Source organism: Bradyrhizobium sp. McL0615, from assembly GCF_049993905.1.
In the GTDB taxonomy this organism is placed as follows: domain Bacteria; phylum Pseudomonadota; class Alphaproteobacteria; order Rhizobiales; family Xanthobacteraceae; genus Bradyrhizobium.
Window position 1 is genome coordinate 783,323 of record NZ_CP188254.1, and the last position, 15,360, is coordinate 798,682.

Consider the following 15,360-nt stretch of genomic DNA (forward strand, 5'->3'; position numbering starts at 1 on the left):
TCCGCCATGCTGAGCATGATCGGCAAGCGGCTGCTGTTTGCGATCCCGTCACTGATCGGGGTGGTGATCGTCACGTTCCTGCTGACGCGCGCGCTGCCGGGCGATCCGGCCGCGTATTTCGCGGGACCCGCCGCGACCAAGGAAGCGGTCGAGCAGATCCGCAAAAAACTCGGTCTCGACAAGCCGCTGATCGAGCAGTTCTTCCGCTACACCAACGATCTCGCGCATGGCGATTTCGGCAATTCGCTGACCACGGGCCAGCCGGTCGCCGCCGAAATCCGCAACCGGCTGCCGGCGTCGGCCGAGTTGACGCTGCTGGGCCTCTTTGTGTCGGTCATCATCGCCATTCCGCTTGGTGTGCTTGCCGCCACAAGGCCGGGGTCGTGGATCGATCATCTCTGCCGGATCACGACGACGGCAGGTGTCTCGCTGCCGGTGTTTTTTACCGGCCTGGTGCTGGTCTACGTGTTCTATTTCAGGCTCGGCTGGTCGCCGGCGCCGCTCGGCCGGCTCGACGTGTTCTACAGCGCGCCGCCGACGATCACCGGCTTTTATCTGATCGACACCCTGATCGCGCGCGATTTCGAGGCGTTTCGTTCCGCGCTCAGTCAGCTCCTCCTGCCGGCGACGACGCTGGCGATTTTTTCGCTGGCGCCGATCGCGCGCATGACGCGAGCCTCGATGCTGGCGGTGCTGGCGTCCGACTTCGTACGCACCGCACGCGCCAGCGGGCTGTCGCCGTCGACCGTGATCGTCACCTACGCGTTTCGCAACGCTATGCTGCCGGTCATTACCACGCTCAGCATGGTGTTCTCGTTCCTGCTCGGCGCCAACGTGCTGGTGGAGAAAGTGTTCGCCTGGCCCGGCATCGGTTCCTACGCGGTGGAAGCGCTGATCTCGTCGGACTTCGCGCCGGTGCAGGGCTTCGTGCTGACCATGGCGGTCATGTACGTGCTGCTCAATTTGATCATCGACATTCTCTACGGCGTGATTGATCCACGCGTCCGGTTGGAAGGGTGAGGTTGGAAAATGAGTGCTGTTTTGCCTGCCGTTGAACCCGCCAGTCCCGCGCGCACCTCTGGACTGGCCGCGATTTTTGAACACACCCGTTATGTACTCGGCGAGAACCGCGTCACCGCCTTTGCCTTCGGCCTTCTCGTCATCATCCTGTTCGCCGCGATTTTCGGCCCCTATATCGTTCCCTACGATCCGCTCGCCAGCGATACCGCCTCGGCATTGAAGCCGCCGTCCGCGGCGCACTGGTTCGGCACCGATCAATTGGGCCGCGATATCTTCAGCCGCGTCATCGTCGCCACCCGGCTCGACACATTCATTGCGGTCGCCTCGGTGGTGCTGGTGTTTTTGATGGGCGGGCTGGCCGGCATCGCCGCCGGCTATTTCGGCGGCTGGACCGACCGTATCGTCGGCCGCATCGCCGACACCATCATGGCGTTCCCGCTGTTCGTGCTGGCGATGGGCATCGTCGCAGCACTCGGCAACACCGTGCAGAACATCATCATCGCGACTGCGATCGTGAACTTTCCGCTCTATGCGCGCGTGGCGCGGGCCGAAGCCAATGTGCGCCGCAACGCCGGTTTCGTGCAGGCCGCGCGGCTGTCGGGCAATGGCGAGTTCCGGATTCTGCTTGTGCACATCCTCCCCAACATCATGCCGATCATGATCGTGCAGATGTCGTTGACCATGGGCTACGCGATCCTGAACGCCGCCGGTCTCTCGTTCATCGGGCTGGGTGTCCGGCCGCCGACGGCGGAATGGGGCATCATGGTCGCGGAGGGCGCGGGCTTCATGGTGTCGGGCGAATGGTGGATCGCGCTGTTTCCGGGGCTCGCGCTGATGATCGCGGTGTTCTGCTTCAACCTGCTCGGCGACGGCCTGCGCGACATCGTCGACCCGCAGCGGAGGACGTAACATGACCGCGCAGCCCTTGCTCGACGTCAGCGACCTCACCGTCGAATTCTCTACGCGGCGCGGCATCGTGAAAGCCGTGCAACATGTCAACATCTCCGTCGCCAAGGGCGAGACGCTCGGCATCGTCGGCGAATCCGGCTCCGGCAAGTCGGTGACGTCCTACGCGGTGATGCGGATTCTCGACCGCGCCGGCAGGATCGCCGACGGCTCGGTGATGTTTTCCGGCATCGACGTCAAGGCTGCGAGCGAAAACGAGATGCGCGATCTGCGCGGCCGCGAAATCTCGATGATCTTTCAGAACCCGCGCGCGGCCCTCAACCCGATCCGCAAAGTCGGCGACCAGATCGAGGACGTGCTGCGTCAGCATGTGCAGCAGTCGCAGGTCAGCGACCGTGGCGAGAAGGCGATCGAGGCGCTGGAGCAGGTGAAGATCGCGCGTCCGCGCGAGCGCTATCACGCCTATCCGTTCGAACTGTCCGGTGGCATGTGCCAGCGCGTCGTGATCGCGCTGGCGCTGGCCTGCAATCCGCAACTTCTCATCGCCGACGAGCCGACCACCGGCCTCGACGTCACCACGCAGAAGGCGGTGATGGACCTGATCGTCGAACTGACAAAACGCCGGAGCATGTCGACGATCCTGATCACGCATGATCTGGGGCTGGCCGCCGCCTATTGCGATCGTGTGGTGGTGATGGAGAAGGGCCGGGTGGTGGAGACGGCAAAGTCGGCCGATATCTTTGCCAAGCCCGAGCACGCCTATACCAAGAAACTGATGCGCGCGACGCCGAGGATCGGCGTCTCCCTGCGCGATCTCCTGCCGGAGGAAGAGGTGGTCTCCGCCTCTCCCCGCGCGCGGGGAGAGGTCGACGCGCGAAGCGTGGCGGGTGAGGGGGACTCTCCGCGCATTCCGCTCGTGGAAGCAGCCCCTCACCCCGACCCTCTAAGAGCGAGCTCCGCTCGTCTCGACCCCGCGAAGGGCGGGGAGAGGGAGCAGAAACCGCTCCTCCTGGTCGAAAAGCTGGTGAAGGAATATCCACGCCAGGGCGCGACCGCGGTGCTCGGCAAGCTATTTTCCCGCAAGCCGCCGGTCGAAGCCGAGCAATTCCGCGCGGTCGACGGCATCAGCTTTTCCGTGGGCCACGGCGAGAGCGTCGGCCTGGTCGGTGAGTCCGGCTGCGGCAAGTCCACCACTTCGATGATGGTGATGCGGCTGCTGGACCAGACCTCCGGCCGCATCGTGTTCGATGGCGACGAGATCGGCGCCATCATGCCCAATTCCTTTGCCCGGCTGCCGCTGCGCAAGAGCATCCAGATGGTGTTCCAGGATCCGACCGACAGCCTCAACCCGCGCTTCACCGCGGCGCGCGCCATCGTCGACCCGATCATGCAGCTTGGCGACATCAGGGGGCGCGACGCGCTGCGCGCCCGCTGCGAGGAACTCGCCGGGCTCGTCGGCCTTCCCGTCAACCTGCTCGATCGTTTTCCGCATCAATTATCCGGTGGCCAGAAGGCCCGCGTCGGCATCGCGCGGGCGATTGCGCTGCATCCCAAGCTCGTGATCCTCGACGAGCCGACCGCGGCGCTGGACGTCTCCGTGCAAGCGGTCGTGCTCAATCTGCTGCAGGACCTCAAGCAATCCATGGGCATGAGTTATTTGTTTGTGTCCCATGATTTGAACGTGGTGCGTTTGCTGTGCGATCGTGTCATCGTGATGCGTGCGGGGCGAATCGTGGAGCAAGGTTCATCCGAGCGTGTGCTCGGCGATCCGCAGGACGCCTACACAAAGGAACTGCTGACGGCGATCCCGCATCCGCCGTTGCCGGTTCATTGAGAAGCTGAGTGGGAGTGAAATGGCCGCAGAACCGCTGGACGATTACATCAATGCCGTGTCGAAGGCTCTGGCGCTGCCGGTCGAGGAAGCCTGGCGGCCTGCCGTACGGGCGAACCTCGAAGTGTCGCTGAGGCTGGCGCGGCTGGTCGATGAGTTCCCGCTGCCGGACGAAACCGAGCCGGCCAGTGTCTACACAGCCTGATAGCGCCATGACCGCAAACACCGACGGGCTGTCAGCCCAACAAATCGCGCGGGCCGTAACGGACCGCAAGCTGTCTGCGCTCGATGCGACCGAAGCCGCGCTGGCGCGGATCGCCAAACACGATTCCGTATTGAACTCTTTCACCGACATCACCGCCGATCGCGCACGCACCAAGGCGCGCGCAATCGACGCCGCGATCGCCGCCGGTCAAAAGGTCGGGCCGCTCGCCGGCGTGCCCTTCGCGGTCAAGAATCTGTTCGATGTAAAAGGCCTATCCACCCGCGCCGGATCGAAAATCAACCGCGATCTGGTGCCGTCATCGCGCGACGCCACGTTGATCGAGCGCATGGAGGCGGCCGGCGCGCTCTTGGTCGGCGCGCTCAACATGGGCGAATACGCCTATGATTTCACGGGCGAGAATGTGCATGACGGCCCGTCGCGCAATCCGCATGATCCGACGCGGATGACCGGCGGTTCGTCGGGCGGCTCGGGCAGCGCAGTCGGCGGTGCGCTGGTTCCAATCGCGCTGGGATCCGACACCAACGGCTCGATCCGGGTGCCCTCGTCGTTCTGCGGCATCTTTGGCCTGAAGCCGACCTACGGCCGGCTGTCGCGCGCGCGGTCGTTTCCCTTTGTCGCAAGTTTTGATCATCTCGGTCCGTTCGCGCGCAGCGTCGGCGATCTTGCGCTGGCCTATGATGCGATGCAGGGGCCGGATGCCGACGATGCGGCTTGCACGACACGCGCGGTCGAGCCGGTCACGCCGCTGCTGACGCAGGGCATCTCCGGCCTTCGTGTTGCGATTGCCGGTGGCTATTTCCAGAAGAATGTGTTCCCGGAAGCGGTCGAGGCTGTGGCGCGCGTCGCCAAGGCGCTCAATGCCACGCAAGCGATCGAAATTCCGGAGGCCGCGCGCGCCCGCGCCGCGGCTTACGTGATCTCCACCACCGAAGGCGCTTCGCTGCATCTCGATCGCCTGCGCCAGCGCCCGAACGATTTCGATCCGGCGGTGCGCGACCGCCTGATTGCCGGCGCGATGGTTCCAGCGCCGCTGGTCGACCGCGCGCAAAAATTCCGCCGCTGGTACCGCGCAAAGGTGCTGGAGCTGTTCAAGTCGGTTGACGTGATCATCGCCCCGGCCACGCCCTGCATCGCGCCGAAATTGGGGCAGGTGAACTTCATGCTCGACGGCGTTGAACTGCCGGTGCGCGCCAATATCGGCATCCACACCCAGCCGATTTCGTTCATCGGCCTGCCCGTGGTCGCGGTGCCGGTGCCGTTGGAACCGATGCCGATCGGCGTGCAGATCATCGCCGCACCCTGGCGGGAAGATATCGCATTGCGCGTGGCGCATGCGCTGGAACAGATGGGCGTCGCCGCAGCTCCAGCCCCAAGAGGATTGTAGTCATGGAAATTGATCTTCCGGATGTGCTGGCGGAGGTGACCGCGCAATTTTCCCGCTATGAAAAGGCGCTGGTGTCGAACGACGTGGCGGTGCTCGACGAATTGTTTCGCAACGATTCCCGTACGCTGCGTTATGGTGTCGGCGAAAATCTCTACGGCTACGAGGAGATCATGGCGTTTCGCGCGGCGCGCTCGCCGATCGGGCTCGGCCGCAGGACCGACAGGACAGTGATCACGACCTATGGCCGGGATACGGCCGTCGCCTCGACGTTGTTTTACCGCGACGCCTTGCCCGGCAAGGTCGGGCGGCAGATGCAGACCTGGGCGCGCTTTCCCGAAGGCTGGCGGGTCGTCGCCGCTCACGTCAGCATCATCAATGATCCGCAGGGTCAAGCGACATGAGCCTGGATGATCTGCCGACCCAGTTGCCACAGGCCGCGGGCGCGGAGCCGGAGACAATGGTTCGCCGCGTCGATCGGCCTTCACCGCTGCGGGACAAGGTCACGCGCGCGGAAGAACTGAGGCTGCAGTTGGCCGACGAGATCGTGCGCGGCGTGCTGCCGCCTGGATCGGCGCTCGACGAGACCGACATCGCGCGACGCTTTTCCGTGTCGCGCACGCCGGTGCGCGAGGCGCTGCGCCAGCTCGTGGCGAGCGGGCTGGTCGAAGCCCGCGCCCACCGCGGCGCCGTCGTCGCGCAGCCCTCGCTGGATCGTTTGACGGAAATGTTTGAGGCGATGGCCGAACTGGAGGCTTTGTGCGCCGGGCTCGCGGCCGAGCGAATGCCGCCGGGGGATCGCCAGAAGCTCGAGGCGATCCACGAGGAATTGCGCGTGCTCAGTCACGCCGGCAATCCCGAGCGTTTTCACGAGGTCAACGAGCGCTTTCATAACGCGATCTATGCCGGCTCGCAGAACAGCTACATCGCCGAAATGACGCTGGCGACGCGGGTGCGCGTGCAACCGTTCCGCCGCGCCCAGTTCCGCAATCTCGGGCGTCTGGCGAAGTCCCACGCCGAACACGACCGCGTCGTGGTAGCGATCATGCGCGGCGACAAGGCCGGCGCGGCGGCGGCGATGCGCGCCCATATCGAGCTGGTGCGCGGGGAGTATGAGCTCTACGCGGTGTCGGTTTGATTTCTTAACCTCGCCCCGCTTGCGGGGAGAGGTCGGATTGCGAAGCAATCCGGGTGAGGGGGTACAGGTCTCTCGACAGTCATTGCTCGGAGAGAAGCCCCTCACCCCAACCCTCTCCCCGCAAGAGCGGGGCGAGGGAGTCACGTCCCCGCCTTCTCCGCGATGAACGCGCGCCAGCCGCCGAATGCGGAAATATCGCGCGCGCCCTCGACCGCCACGGGCTCAACCACAAACCCCTTCACGCCCCGGCCGTCGGCGAGCCGTACCGTGCCGATGCCGAGCGGCGGCGGGATCGCGGCGACGAATTTGCCGAACGCTGCGGCCGACAGCGCCCATAGCTCCAGCTTGATCGAATGTCCCGCGCCTGCGTCCACGCGCAGCAAGCCGGGTTTTGGCGGTGTGGTGTCGAGCGCATAGAGTTTGTAGTCAGGCGCGGTCGCGGTGGTCTCAAGCAGCCGCCCGCCGAGCGCCTGCAGTTCGCCGTTGAGCGCCATGCCGGAGAGATGCGCGCCGACCACGGCGATGGTGATGTCATCGCCGCTCGCCGCAATCGGCAATGCAGCGAGCGCAGGCTGCGTGAGGTCCTTGGCACCCATTTTCAGTTTGGTGTCGGCGTGAAACACGCGGCCGATGCTGGCGAGCGCCGCGTCGCGGCCTGCGGGCGCCAGCAGCGTGATGCCGAACGGGATGCCGTCGGTGCGCATCGCGGCCGGCAATGCGAGGCCGCAGAGGTCGAGCAGATTCACGAAATTGGTGTAGGTGCCGAGCCTGGAGTTGAGCTCGATTGGATTAGCCAGCACCTGCGCTGTCGAATAGGCGGTCGGCGCCGTCGGCAGCACCATCGCGTCAAGACCGGCAAAGATGCGTTCGGCCGTGCGCCGCAGCGCCTGCAAGCGATAGAGCGAGGCGAACGTATCCGCCGCCGTCAGCCGCGCGCCGGGCGCGGTGATCTCGCGCGTCACCGGATGAATCGAATCCGGCGAGGACGCCAGCAGGTCGCGGATCACGAGGTAGCGTTCGGCGACCCATGGGCCCTCATAGAGCAGCCGCGCGGTCTCATAAAACGGCTCCAGATCGAATTCGATCAGCGTGGCGCCGAGCGATGTCCAGCGCTGAAGCGCCTCGCCATGGGCTTTCTCCGCGGCGCGGTCGCCGAAGAAAATCAATTGGCCGTTGCGCGGCACGCCGAGCCGGAGGTTTTCGGGAAAGGCGGACACGGCCCCCAGCGGCCGGTCGCGCGAAAACGGATCGGCGCCGTCAGGTCCGGCCATCGCCGCCAGCGCGGTCATCGCGTCGTCGACGGTGAGCGAGAACACCGAAATGCAGTCCAGCGTCCGGCATGCCGGCACCAGGCCGGCGTTGGAGATCAGCCCGAGGCTCGGCTTCAGTCCGACGATGTTGTTGAGCATCGCCGGCACGCGGCCCGAACCCGCAGTGTCCGTGCCGAGTGCGAGCGGCACGAGGCCGGCGGAAACCGCAACCGCCGATCCCGAACTCGACCCGCCCGGAATCAGATCGGCGCGGACCGGATTGACGGGAATGCCGTAGGGCGAGCGGACACCGACCAGGCCGGTCGCGAACTGGTCGAGATTGGTCTTGCCGATGATGACGGCGCCGGCGGCGCGCAGCTTTGCCACGGCCGTCGAATCCTGCGCGGGCGAATAGGCGAAAGCCGGGCAGGCCGCCGTGGTCGGCAGGCCCTGCGCGTCGATATTGTCCTTCACCGCGACCGGCACGCCGTACAAAGGAAGCGCCGCCGCATCCTTCGAGGTCAGCGCCTCGGCCTCCGCGAGCGCCTCCTTCTCGTCGCGCAGGCTGATGAACACGGCCGGATCGTTGTAATCGCGGATGCGTTGATAGCTGCGCGTGATGGTCTGCGCCGGGGTCATGGTCGCGGCGCGGTGCGCGGCGACGATGGCGGCAACGGTTTCAGGCGTGTCGGACCCCATGGCGAGCAAAAACTCCAGCGAGCAAGGATTACCGGCAATAAAGCAAGCGATGTGCCATTGTGTACAATCGTTAGGCGGAGCCAGCCTTAAACGATAGCTACGTACTATCATGTGTTTAGGATACGAGCGTAGTCGGGTTGCGAGCCTAAAGAACTCGAATGAATGCCTAAAGTTTAGGCGGTAAGACCCAAGGCGGGGCGGCGGCCTCGATCAGGTGAACGCGGACAGGATTTGCAGCAGCCGCTCGCGGTTCTCGTTGCCGATCTTATCGGCGACATGGCGCTCATGTTCGGCGGCGAGCTGCCTGAACTGCGCCAGCGCGGTCTTGCCGCGCGCGGTCAGGTGCAGGGCATGGGAGCGCCGGTCGGTGGCCGATTTGATGCGGCTGACGAGGCCGCGATGTTCGAGACTGTCCAGCAGATGCACCAGCCTGGCGCGCTCGATCCCGAGCCGCTTGGCTACCGCCATCTGGCTCAGGCCGGGATTGGCGCCGATTACCGTCATCACCGAATACTGCGTCGGCCTGATATCGACGGCGGAAAGCGTGCGAATAAAATCCTGAAAAATCCAGATCTGGAAGCGCCGCACCGCATAGCCGGCGTGGCCGGCCAGCGCGTCGAGGGCGATCTCGTCATTCACGGTGTCGTTTGGCGCGCTGTCGTTTCGGCCCTGCGTCCGGCCGGAACGCGGTCGCGCGCCTGCGCGCGCCTTGGCCGTTCTGGGCATGTGACTGTTTCCCGCCATCGCCTCCCATTCTAGCGCTTCGCGGCCGCCAGTGGAATATTGTTGTTGACGACAACAATTGTTGTGCTCAACATCAAGTCAAGCAGCCCTCGAGCCGCACGCCGGCGTGACGCGCGGCAATCCCGCATCAGCCGGGACAGGAGGAGACCATGACCCTCGCCGCCGCAAGCGGTGACAATTCCAGCAAGCTGTTCGCGACGCCGGCGATTGTCGCCGATCGCCGCGCCGACGGCAGCATTGTGGTGCGGTCGACCACGCCGCTGCGCCAGGGCGCACGTTGTATCGGCGACTGGCTGGAGCATTGGGCGCGACAGGCGCCGGACCGGATCTTTCTCGCCGATCGCGCCGGCGCCGAAGCGCCGTGGTCGACGGTCACCTACAAGGACGCGTTGCAGCAGGCGCGATCAGCCGCCGCGTGGATCCTCGCGCAAGGCCTGAGCGCCGAGCGTCCGCTGGTGATCCTGTCCGACAACAGCGTCGAGCACGCGCTGTTCGCGCTCGCCGCCCAGCATGTCGGCGTGCCATCGGCTGCGATCTCGCCGGCCTATTCGCTGATGTCCAGGGATTTCGACAAGCTCAAGAGCATGGTCACGTTGCTTGGGCCCGGTGCGATCTATGTCTCGGGCACAAAGACGTTTGCGGCAGCGCTGGCGGCGATCGCGCCGCTGCATTCAGCCGCCATCGTCAGCGGCGACGCCGGCGATACCGGCGCGATTTCGTTCCGCGCCATCGCGGCCACGCCGGAAACGCCTGATGTCGCAAAAGCCTTTGCCGCGATCACGCCCGACACGATTGCAAAATTCCTGTTCACCTCGGGCTCGACCGGCACGCCAAAGGCCGTCATCAACACCCAGCGCATGCTGACCTCGAGCCAGGAAGCCAAGGCGCAGACCTGGACGTTCCTAGAGAATATCGGCGAGAAGCTCGTCATCCTCGACTGGCTGCCGTGGAGCCACACCTTCGGCGCCAACCACAATTCCAATCTGGTGCTGCGCAATGGCGGCACGCTCTATGTCGATGGCGGCAAGCCGGCGCCGGGGTTGTTTGCGACGTCGCTGGCCAATCTGCGCAGCGTGATGCCGACGGTCTATTTCAACGTGCCGCGCGGTTTCGACATGCTGATCTCGGTGCTGCGAAGCGACGAGACGTTGCGCAATAAATTCGTCAGCGAGGTGAAATTCGCTTTCTACGCGGGCGCCGCCTTGCCGCAGAATCTCTGGGATGCGCTGGAAGAACTCTCGATCAAGACGGTGGGCCGCGCGCTGCCGATGGTGTCGGCCTGGGGCTCGACCGAAACCTCGCCGCTGGCGACCGACTGCCATTTTCAGGCAAAGCGTTCCGGCAATATCGGCGTGCCGATCCCGGGCACCGAACTGAAGCTGGTGCCGTCGGGCGACAAGCTGGAGGTGCGCGTGCGCGGTCCCAACGTCACGCCCGGCTACTGGAAGGCGCCGGAATTGACCGCGCAGGCGTTCGACGCCGAAGGCTTCTATCTGATCGGCGACGCCGTGACCTTCGCCGATCCGGCCCGTCCTGAGCTCGGGCTGTTTTTCGACGGCCGTGTCGCCGAGGACTTCAAACTCAATTCCGGCACCTGGGTCAGCGTCGGCACCCTGCGCGTTGCGGGCATCGCCGCGCTGGCGCCGCTGGCGCAGGATATCGTGGTGACCGGCCATGGGGGTGATGAGGTCCGCTTCCTGGTATTTCCGAACGTCGCGGCCTGCCGGGCGCATGCCGGGCCGCCCGACAGCGCCGATGTGAAAGAAGTGATCGGCCACGACAAGGTTCGCGGTGCGATCGCGCAGGGCCTCGCGAAATTGAAGGCGCAAAGCGGTAACTCATCAGGCCACGCCACACGGGCGCTGCTGCTGGCCGAGATCGCCTCCGTCGACGGCGGCGAGATCACCGACAAGGGCTACATCAACCAGCGCGCGGTTCTGACGCGCCGTGCCGACGCGGTGGCGACGCTGGACGACGATTCGTCGGCCGAATGGATCGGCTGCGCCGGCTAGTCCCTCATGGTGAGGAGGGCGAAGCGCGTCTCCGGGCGATGCTTTGCATCGCCGGGAGAACCATGAGGCCCGTCTCTGGCCTACATCCTTCGAGACGGCCGCTTCTCGCGGGCTTCTCAGGATGAGGAGTTTGAGTAGCTATGACGCAGCAGAACTAAGACGCGCTCGCGCCTCAAAATCCGTTCTTGTGCGCTTCGACCAGCCGCGCCAGCATCTGGAGAAAGGCCGTTTGCTCGCCCTTGCTGAGCGCGGAAAGCGTCTGCGCATTGAAACGTTCGCCGAGCCGGCTGGCCTCGTCGGCGCGCCGTTCGCCCGCCGCGCTGAGGCTGAGCTCGACTGCCCGCTTGTCTCGCGTGGACCGCTTACGCTTCAAAACGCCGGTCTCCTCCATCCGCGACAGGATCTTCACCAGATTGGGCAGTTGCATTTTCAGCACGGCGGCGAGCTCGCTCTGTGTCACCGCCTTGTTGTCGCGTACCGCGACTAGGATGGCGTATTCGAGCGGCGAAAGCTTCAACGTTTCGAAATAGGGATAAAACGCCTCGAAATTCTGCAACTGCAGGATTCTGATCAGGAATCCCGGGGTCTGCCGTAGCGCAGTAAGGTCGAGCGCCCGGCTCGCGTTCGGCTCGGCCGGTCGCGCTCCCCCGTTGCCCTTGCGCGTCGAAACTTTGGCGATTCTCCCCATGCCGATAGCTCGCACGGCATTACGTGAATTGACAATCCTCAAAGTAACTTGGAAGTGGTTACGATGGCGGCCTGTTCCGCGGCGACAGGAAATCGATCGTCGCTGTCCGCCGTTTATGTTGCCGAGGCAACTAATTTGTGCGAGCCTTCGCTGCAACAGGCGGCCGATGCAGAGCACAGAGATTGCCGGGTCGCGCAGGGAGAAACGGATGTTCTGGCGTGTCGGATTGCCACGACATGGTGCGGTACTGCGTACGCCGCGTGGCGGTGGCAGCGTCGATCAGCGCGGCACGGCCCGCGCCTTCCGCTCAATCCCGATCGTCGACTTCGCCCGCGCCTTTCACGGCGTCGAGATTGCCGTGCACCCGCAGCAGCAGGCCGATCAGGGTTTCCCGCTCCGGTTTGCTCAGGCAGGACAGCAGTCGGCGTTCACGCTCGAGCGCGACCGCGATGACCTGGTCGTGGGTGGTATGTCCCTTCGCTGTCAGCGAGATCGAATGGGTTCGCCCGTCCTGCCGGTCGGCCCGGATGCTGACCAGCCCGTGCTCCTCCATGCCGGCCAGCGTCCGGCTCACCGGTCCCTTGTCGAACCCGATCACGTGGCAGATGCGGGCCGCCGAAATTTCCGGCTCGATCGCCAGCAGCGACAGGATCCGCCATTCCGTGACGTTGACGCCAAAGCGCTTCTGATAGACCGCGGTCGCGCTGCGCGACAATTTGTTGGCAATGAAGGTGATGAGGGCCGGAACGTACCGATCGAGGTCGAGCACCTGTTCGGCCCGCCCGCTCCTGCCTGCCGCACCCGTGCGGGGGGCGCGCGCCTGTCTGTTCCTGCTCATGCTCTTCCGAAATCGCTCCAGCGTTCCAGACATAGAGACAGCACATACCGCTCCGCAAGAACATTATGCAGGAGACCCACATGAGCGCGATGTCCCGAACAGATCCTGTAGCCCCGGATCATGGTGCGCCCGTCGGTGTACCGAGGCTCGACGTCGATCCGTTTTCGATCGAATATTTCGACGATCTGCATCCCAGCCAGGAGCGGCTCCGCGAGGCCGGGCCGCTGGTCTATCTCGACAAGTGGAAGGTCTATGGGGTCGCACGTTACGCCGAGGTGCATGCGGTGCTGAACGATCCCGCCACGTTCTGTTCGAGCCGCGGCGTCGGCTTGAGCGACTTCTCGAAGGAGAAGCCGTGGCGCCCGCCAAGCATCATTCTCGAGGCCGATCCGCCCGAGCACACCCGCACCCGCACGGTGCTCAGCCAGGTGCTGTCGCCGACCGCCTTGAAGCAGGTCCGCGATCGTTTCGCCGCCGCGGCTGCAGCCAAGGTCGACGAATTGCTGGAGCGGCGGAGTTTTGACGCCGTTGCCGATCTGGCGGAAGCCTATCCGCTGGCGATCTTCCCCGATGCGCTCGGCCTGAAGCAGGAAGGGCGCGAGCATTTGCTGCCCTATGCGGGCGTTGTCTTCAACGCATTCGGACCGCCCAACCAGCTGCGCCAGGATGCCATCGAACGTTCGGCGCCGCATCAGGCCTATGTCGCCGAACAGTGCCAGCGCGAAAATCTCGCGCCCGGCGGCTTCGGCGCCTGCATCCATGCCCGCGTGGATGCCGGCGACATCACTGCTGCCGAGGCGCCGCTGCTGGTGCGCTCGCTGCTGTCGGCGGGGCTGGATACGACCGTCAACGGCATCGGCGCCGCGGTCTATTGCCTGGCACGTTATCCCGACCAATTGGCGCGGCTGCGACAGGATCCGTCATTGGCGCGCAATGCGTTCGAGGAGGCCGTACGATTCGAGAGCCCGGTGCAGACCTTCTTCCGCACCACGACGCGGGAGGTCGAGATCGGCGGCCATCGCGTCGGCGAAGGCGAAAAAGTCCTGATGTTTTTGGGCGCAGCCAACCGTGATCCGCGCCGGTGGGAGAATCCCGACAGCTACGACATCACGCGTCGGACCAGTGGTCATGTCGGCTATGGCTCGGGCATCCATATGTGCGTCGGCCAGCTCGTGGCCCGCCTGGAGGGCGAGACCATGCTGGCGGCGCTGGCGCGCAAGGTCAGCTCCATCGAGATCACGGGGCCGGTGAAGCGCCGCTACAACAATACGCTGCGCGGGCTTGAGAGCCTGCCGGTTGCCATCGCGCCGGTCTGATGCCGCCGCGGCGAACTGCGCCTTGCAAGCACAAAAAGAATCCGAGGGGAGAAATGGTATGAGGAGTTTTGGCAATCATCTGGCGCTGGCTTTATCCAGCGCTTTGTCGCTGGCCGCCGCAAGCGCCGCGCGCGCGGAGATTTCTGACCACGTCGTGCGCGTCGGCGTGCTCAACGATATCTCCGGCATCTTCCAGGACACCAACGGTATGGGCTCGGTGGAAGCCGCACGGATGGCGGCGGAAGATTTCAACGGCGGCGGAAAGGGTATCAAGGTCGAGATCGTCTACGCCGATCACCAGAACAAGGCCGACGTCGGACAGGCGATCGCCCGCAAATGGCTCGATGTCGAAGGAGTGGATGCCATCGTCGACGTACCGAATTCGGCCGTCGGTCTTTCCATCAATTCGCTGCTGCGGGATTCGCGGATGACATTCCTGGCGTCGTCCACCGCCAGTTCCGATCTCACCGGCAAGGCCTGTTCGCCCAACACCATTCAATGGGTCAACGACGCCTGGGCGACCGGTAACACGACAGCGGCGGCGATGATGGCGCGCGGCGGCAAGGACTGGTACTTCGTCACGGTCGACTACGCGCTCGGCAAGGGCATCGAGGCGGAAGCCACCAACTACATCGAGAAGCACGGCGGCAAGGTGCTGGGTTCGAGCAAGCATCCGCTCGGCACCTCGGATTTCGCCTCGTTCCTGCTGCAGGCGCAAAATTCCAAGTCCAAGGTGATCGGCCTGGCCAATGCCGGCGGCGACACCATCAACGCGGTCAAGCAGGCCAATGAGTTCGGTATCCAGCAGAGCGGCCAGACCATGGTGGCGTTCCTGCTGTTCGTCAACGACGTCCACGGCATGGGTCTCAAGGTCGCGCAGGGCCTGCAGCTTCTCGAAGCCTTCTATTGGGACATGGACGATGATACCCGCGCGTTTGCAAAACGCTTCGCGGCGCGGCCGGGCATGAACGGCAAGATGCCGAGCGGCAACCAGGCCGGCGTCTACGCTTCCACACTGGCCTACCTCAACGCGGTGGCGGCCACCGGCAGCGACCACGCCAAGGATGCCGTGGCGCAGATGAAGAAGTTCAAGGGCAAGGACAAATTGTTCGGCGACGTCACCATCCGCCAGGACGGCCGCGTCATTCACCCGATGTACCTGTTCGAGGTGAAGAAGCCGGAAGAGTCGAAATATCCTTACGATTACTACAAGCTGGTTTCGACCATTCCCGCTGACCAGGCGTTTCGTCCGATCGCGGATGGCGGCTGTTCGCTGGTGAAGTGAGGCCCCGACCCTCATGGTGAGGAGGC

Annotated in this window: 14 protein-coding genes; 10 read left to right on the forward strand and 4 right to left on the reverse strand. The window is 64.7% G+C overall.

Annotated features, from left to right (window positions below; translation table 11 throughout):
- Nucleotides 1-6 precede the first annotated feature (6 nt).
- The 7 genes from ACPPVP_RS03585 to ACPPVP_RS03615 are packed head-to-tail and all read left to right on the forward strand — an operon-like array spanning nucleotide 7 to nucleotide 6,502.
- Entirely contained in the window at nucleotides 7-1,020 is a 1,014-nt protein-coding gene (locus ACPPVP_RS03585; RefSeq protein WP_426531368.1) for an ABC transporter permease, read from the forward strand.
- A 9-nt stretch (nucleotides 1,021-1,029) separates the two neighbouring features.
- Nucleotides 1,030-1,929: an ABC transporter permease gene (locus ACPPVP_RS03590; protein ID WP_426531370.1), complete on the forward strand. Its 900-nt coding sequence runs from the start codon at nucleotides 1,030-1,032 to the stop codon at nucleotides 1,927-1,929.
- Nucleotide 1,930: 1 nt separating this feature from the next.
- Nucleotides 1,931-3,760, forward strand: a complete 1,830-nt coding sequence (locus ACPPVP_RS03595) for a dipeptide ABC transporter ATP-binding protein (protein ID WP_426531372.1) — start codon at nucleotides 1,931-1,933, stop codon at nucleotides 3,758-3,760.
- 19 nt (nucleotides 3,761-3,779) lie between these two features.
- On the forward strand, nucleotides 3,780-3,962 hold the full coding sequence (locus ACPPVP_RS03600; RefSeq protein ID WP_426531374.1) for a DUF4089 domain-containing protein: 183 nt from the start codon (nucleotides 3,780-3,782) through the stop codon (nucleotides 3,960-3,962).
- Between the two features lie 7 nt (nucleotides 3,963-3,969).
- Nucleotides 3,970-5,367, forward strand: coding sequence for an AtzE family amidohydrolase (locus ACPPVP_RS03605; protein ID WP_426531376.1), 1,398 nt, complete (start codon nucleotides 3,970-3,972; stop codon nucleotides 5,365-5,367).
- Nucleotides 5,368-5,369: 2 nt separating this feature from the next.
- Nucleotides 5,370-5,768: an oxalurate catabolism protein HpxZ gene (gene hpxZ / locus ACPPVP_RS03610; protein ID WP_426531378.1), complete on the forward strand. Its 399-nt coding sequence runs from the start codon at nucleotides 5,370-5,372 to the stop codon at nucleotides 5,766-5,768.
- Nucleotides 5,765-6,502 carry a GntR family transcriptional regulator gene (locus ACPPVP_RS03615; protein WP_426531380.1) on the forward strand — a complete coding sequence of 246 codons (738 nt, stop codon included), beginning with the start codon at nucleotides 5,765-5,767 and terminating at the stop codon, nucleotides 6,500-6,502. The genes hpxZ and ACPPVP_RS03615 overlap by 4 nt, the downstream gene beginning before the upstream one ends.
- Nucleotides 6,503-6,642: 140 nt before the next feature.
- On the opposite strand, the gene atzF is transcribed toward ACPPVP_RS03615, so the two are convergent.
- Together atzF and ACPPVP_RS03625 are read right to left on the reverse strand one after the other, a co-directional pair.
- Nucleotides 6,643-8,451 (reverse strand): allophanate hydrolase, encoded by a 1,809-nt coding sequence (gene atzF / locus ACPPVP_RS03620; RefSeq protein ID WP_426531382.1) that lies wholly within the window; start codon nucleotides 8,449-8,451, stop codon nucleotides 6,643-6,645.
- 210 nt (nucleotides 8,452-8,661) lie between these two features.
- Nucleotides 8,662-9,177 carry a MarR family winged helix-turn-helix transcriptional regulator gene (locus ACPPVP_RS03625; protein WP_426531384.1) on the reverse strand — a complete coding sequence of 172 codons (516 nt, stop codon included), beginning with the start codon at nucleotides 9,175-9,177 and terminating at the stop codon, nucleotides 8,662-8,664.
- Between the two features lie 167 nt (nucleotides 9,178-9,344).
- Between ACPPVP_RS03625 and ACPPVP_RS03630 the strand changes: the two genes are divergently transcribed.
- Entirely contained in the window at nucleotides 9,345-11,207 is a 1,863-nt protein-coding gene (locus tag ACPPVP_RS03630; RefSeq protein WP_426531386.1) for a feruloyl-CoA synthase, read from the forward strand.
- 172 nt (nucleotides 11,208-11,379) lie between these two features.
- Here the strand turns inward: ACPPVP_RS03630 and ACPPVP_RS03635 are convergent, their stop codons facing one another.
- Together ACPPVP_RS03635 and ACPPVP_RS03640 are read right to left on the reverse strand one after the other, a co-directional pair.
- Nucleotides 11,380-11,895: a MarR family winged helix-turn-helix transcriptional regulator gene (locus ACPPVP_RS03635; RefSeq protein WP_426531388.1), complete on the reverse strand. Its 516-nt coding sequence runs from the start codon at nucleotides 11,893-11,895 to the stop codon at nucleotides 11,380-11,382.
- Nucleotides 11,896-12,202: 307 nt separating this feature from the next.
- On the reverse strand, nucleotides 12,203-12,733 hold the full coding sequence (locus tag ACPPVP_RS03640) for a MarR family winged helix-turn-helix transcriptional regulator (RefSeq protein WP_426531390.1): 531 nt from the start codon (nucleotides 12,731-12,733) through the stop codon (nucleotides 12,203-12,205).
- An 80-nt stretch (nucleotides 12,734-12,813) separates the two neighbouring features.
- On the opposite strand from ACPPVP_RS03640, the gene ACPPVP_RS03645 reads away from it, so the two are divergent.
- Both ACPPVP_RS03645 and ACPPVP_RS03650 read left to right on the forward strand, forming a co-directional pair.
- The gene (locus ACPPVP_RS03645) at nucleotides 12,814-14,049 is read left to right on the forward strand and encodes a cytochrome P450 (RefSeq protein ID WP_426531392.1); all 1,236 of its coding nucleotides are present in this window, start codon (nucleotides 12,814-12,816) and stop codon (nucleotides 14,047-14,049) included.
- A 58-nt stretch (nucleotides 14,050-14,107) separates the two neighbouring features.
- Complete coding sequence (locus tag ACPPVP_RS03650; RefSeq protein WP_426531394.1) at nucleotides 14,108-15,334, forward strand: ABC transporter substrate-binding protein; 1,227 nt, start codon at nucleotides 14,108-14,110, stop codon at nucleotides 15,332-15,334.
- Nucleotides 15,335-15,360 lie beyond the last annotated feature (26 nt).

Coding starts and splice junctions, on each gene's coding strand:
- ACPPVP_RS03585 (WP_426531368.1), top strand. CDS start 7: ATGCTGAGCATGATCGGCAAGCGGCTGCTGTTTGCGATCCCGTCACTG.
- ACPPVP_RS03590 (WP_426531370.1), top strand. CDS start 1,030: ATGAGTGCTGTTTTGCCTGCCGTTGAACCCGCCAGTCCCGCGCGCACC.
- ACPPVP_RS03595 (WP_426531372.1), top strand. CDS start 1,931: ATGACCGCGCAGCCCTTGCTCGACGTCAGCGACCTCACCGTCGAATTC.
- ACPPVP_RS03600 (WP_426531374.1), top strand. CDS start 3,780: ATGGCCGCAGAACCGCTGGACGATTACATCAATGCCGTGTCGAAGGCT.
- ACPPVP_RS03605 (WP_426531376.1), top strand. CDS start 3,970: ATGACCGCAAACACCGACGGGCTGTCAGCCCAACAAATCGCGCGGGCC.
- hpxZ (WP_426531378.1), top strand. CDS start 5,370: ATGGAAATTGATCTTCCGGATGTGCTGGCGGAGGTGACCGCGCAATTT.
- ACPPVP_RS03615 (WP_426531380.1), top strand. CDS start 5,765: ATGAGCCTGGATGATCTGCCGACCCAGTTGCCACAGGCCGCGGGCGCG.
- atzF (WP_426531382.1), bottom strand. CDS start 8,451: ATGGGGTCCGACACGCCTGAAACCGTTGCCGCCATCGTCGCCGCGCAC.
- ACPPVP_RS03625 (WP_426531384.1), bottom strand. CDS start 9,177: ATGCCCAGAACGGCCAAGGCGCGCGCAGGCGCGCGACCGCGTTCCGGC.
- ACPPVP_RS03630 (WP_426531386.1), top strand. CDS start 9,345: ATGACCCTCGCCGCCGCAAGCGGTGACAATTCCAGCAAGCTGTTCGCG.
- ACPPVP_RS03635 (WP_426531388.1), bottom strand. CDS start 11,895: ATGGGGAGAATCGCCAAAGTTTCGACGCGCAAGGGCAACGGGGGAGCG.
- ACPPVP_RS03640 (WP_426531390.1), bottom strand. CDS start 12,733: ATGAGCAGGAACAGACAGGCGCGCGCCCCCCGCACGGGTGCGGCAGGC.
- ACPPVP_RS03645 (WP_426531392.1), top strand. CDS start 12,814: ATGAGCGCGATGTCCCGAACAGATCCTGTAGCCCCGGATCATGGTGCG.
- ACPPVP_RS03650 (WP_426531394.1), top strand. CDS start 14,108: ATGAGGAGTTTTGGCAATCATCTGGCGCTGGCTTTATCCAGCGCTTTG.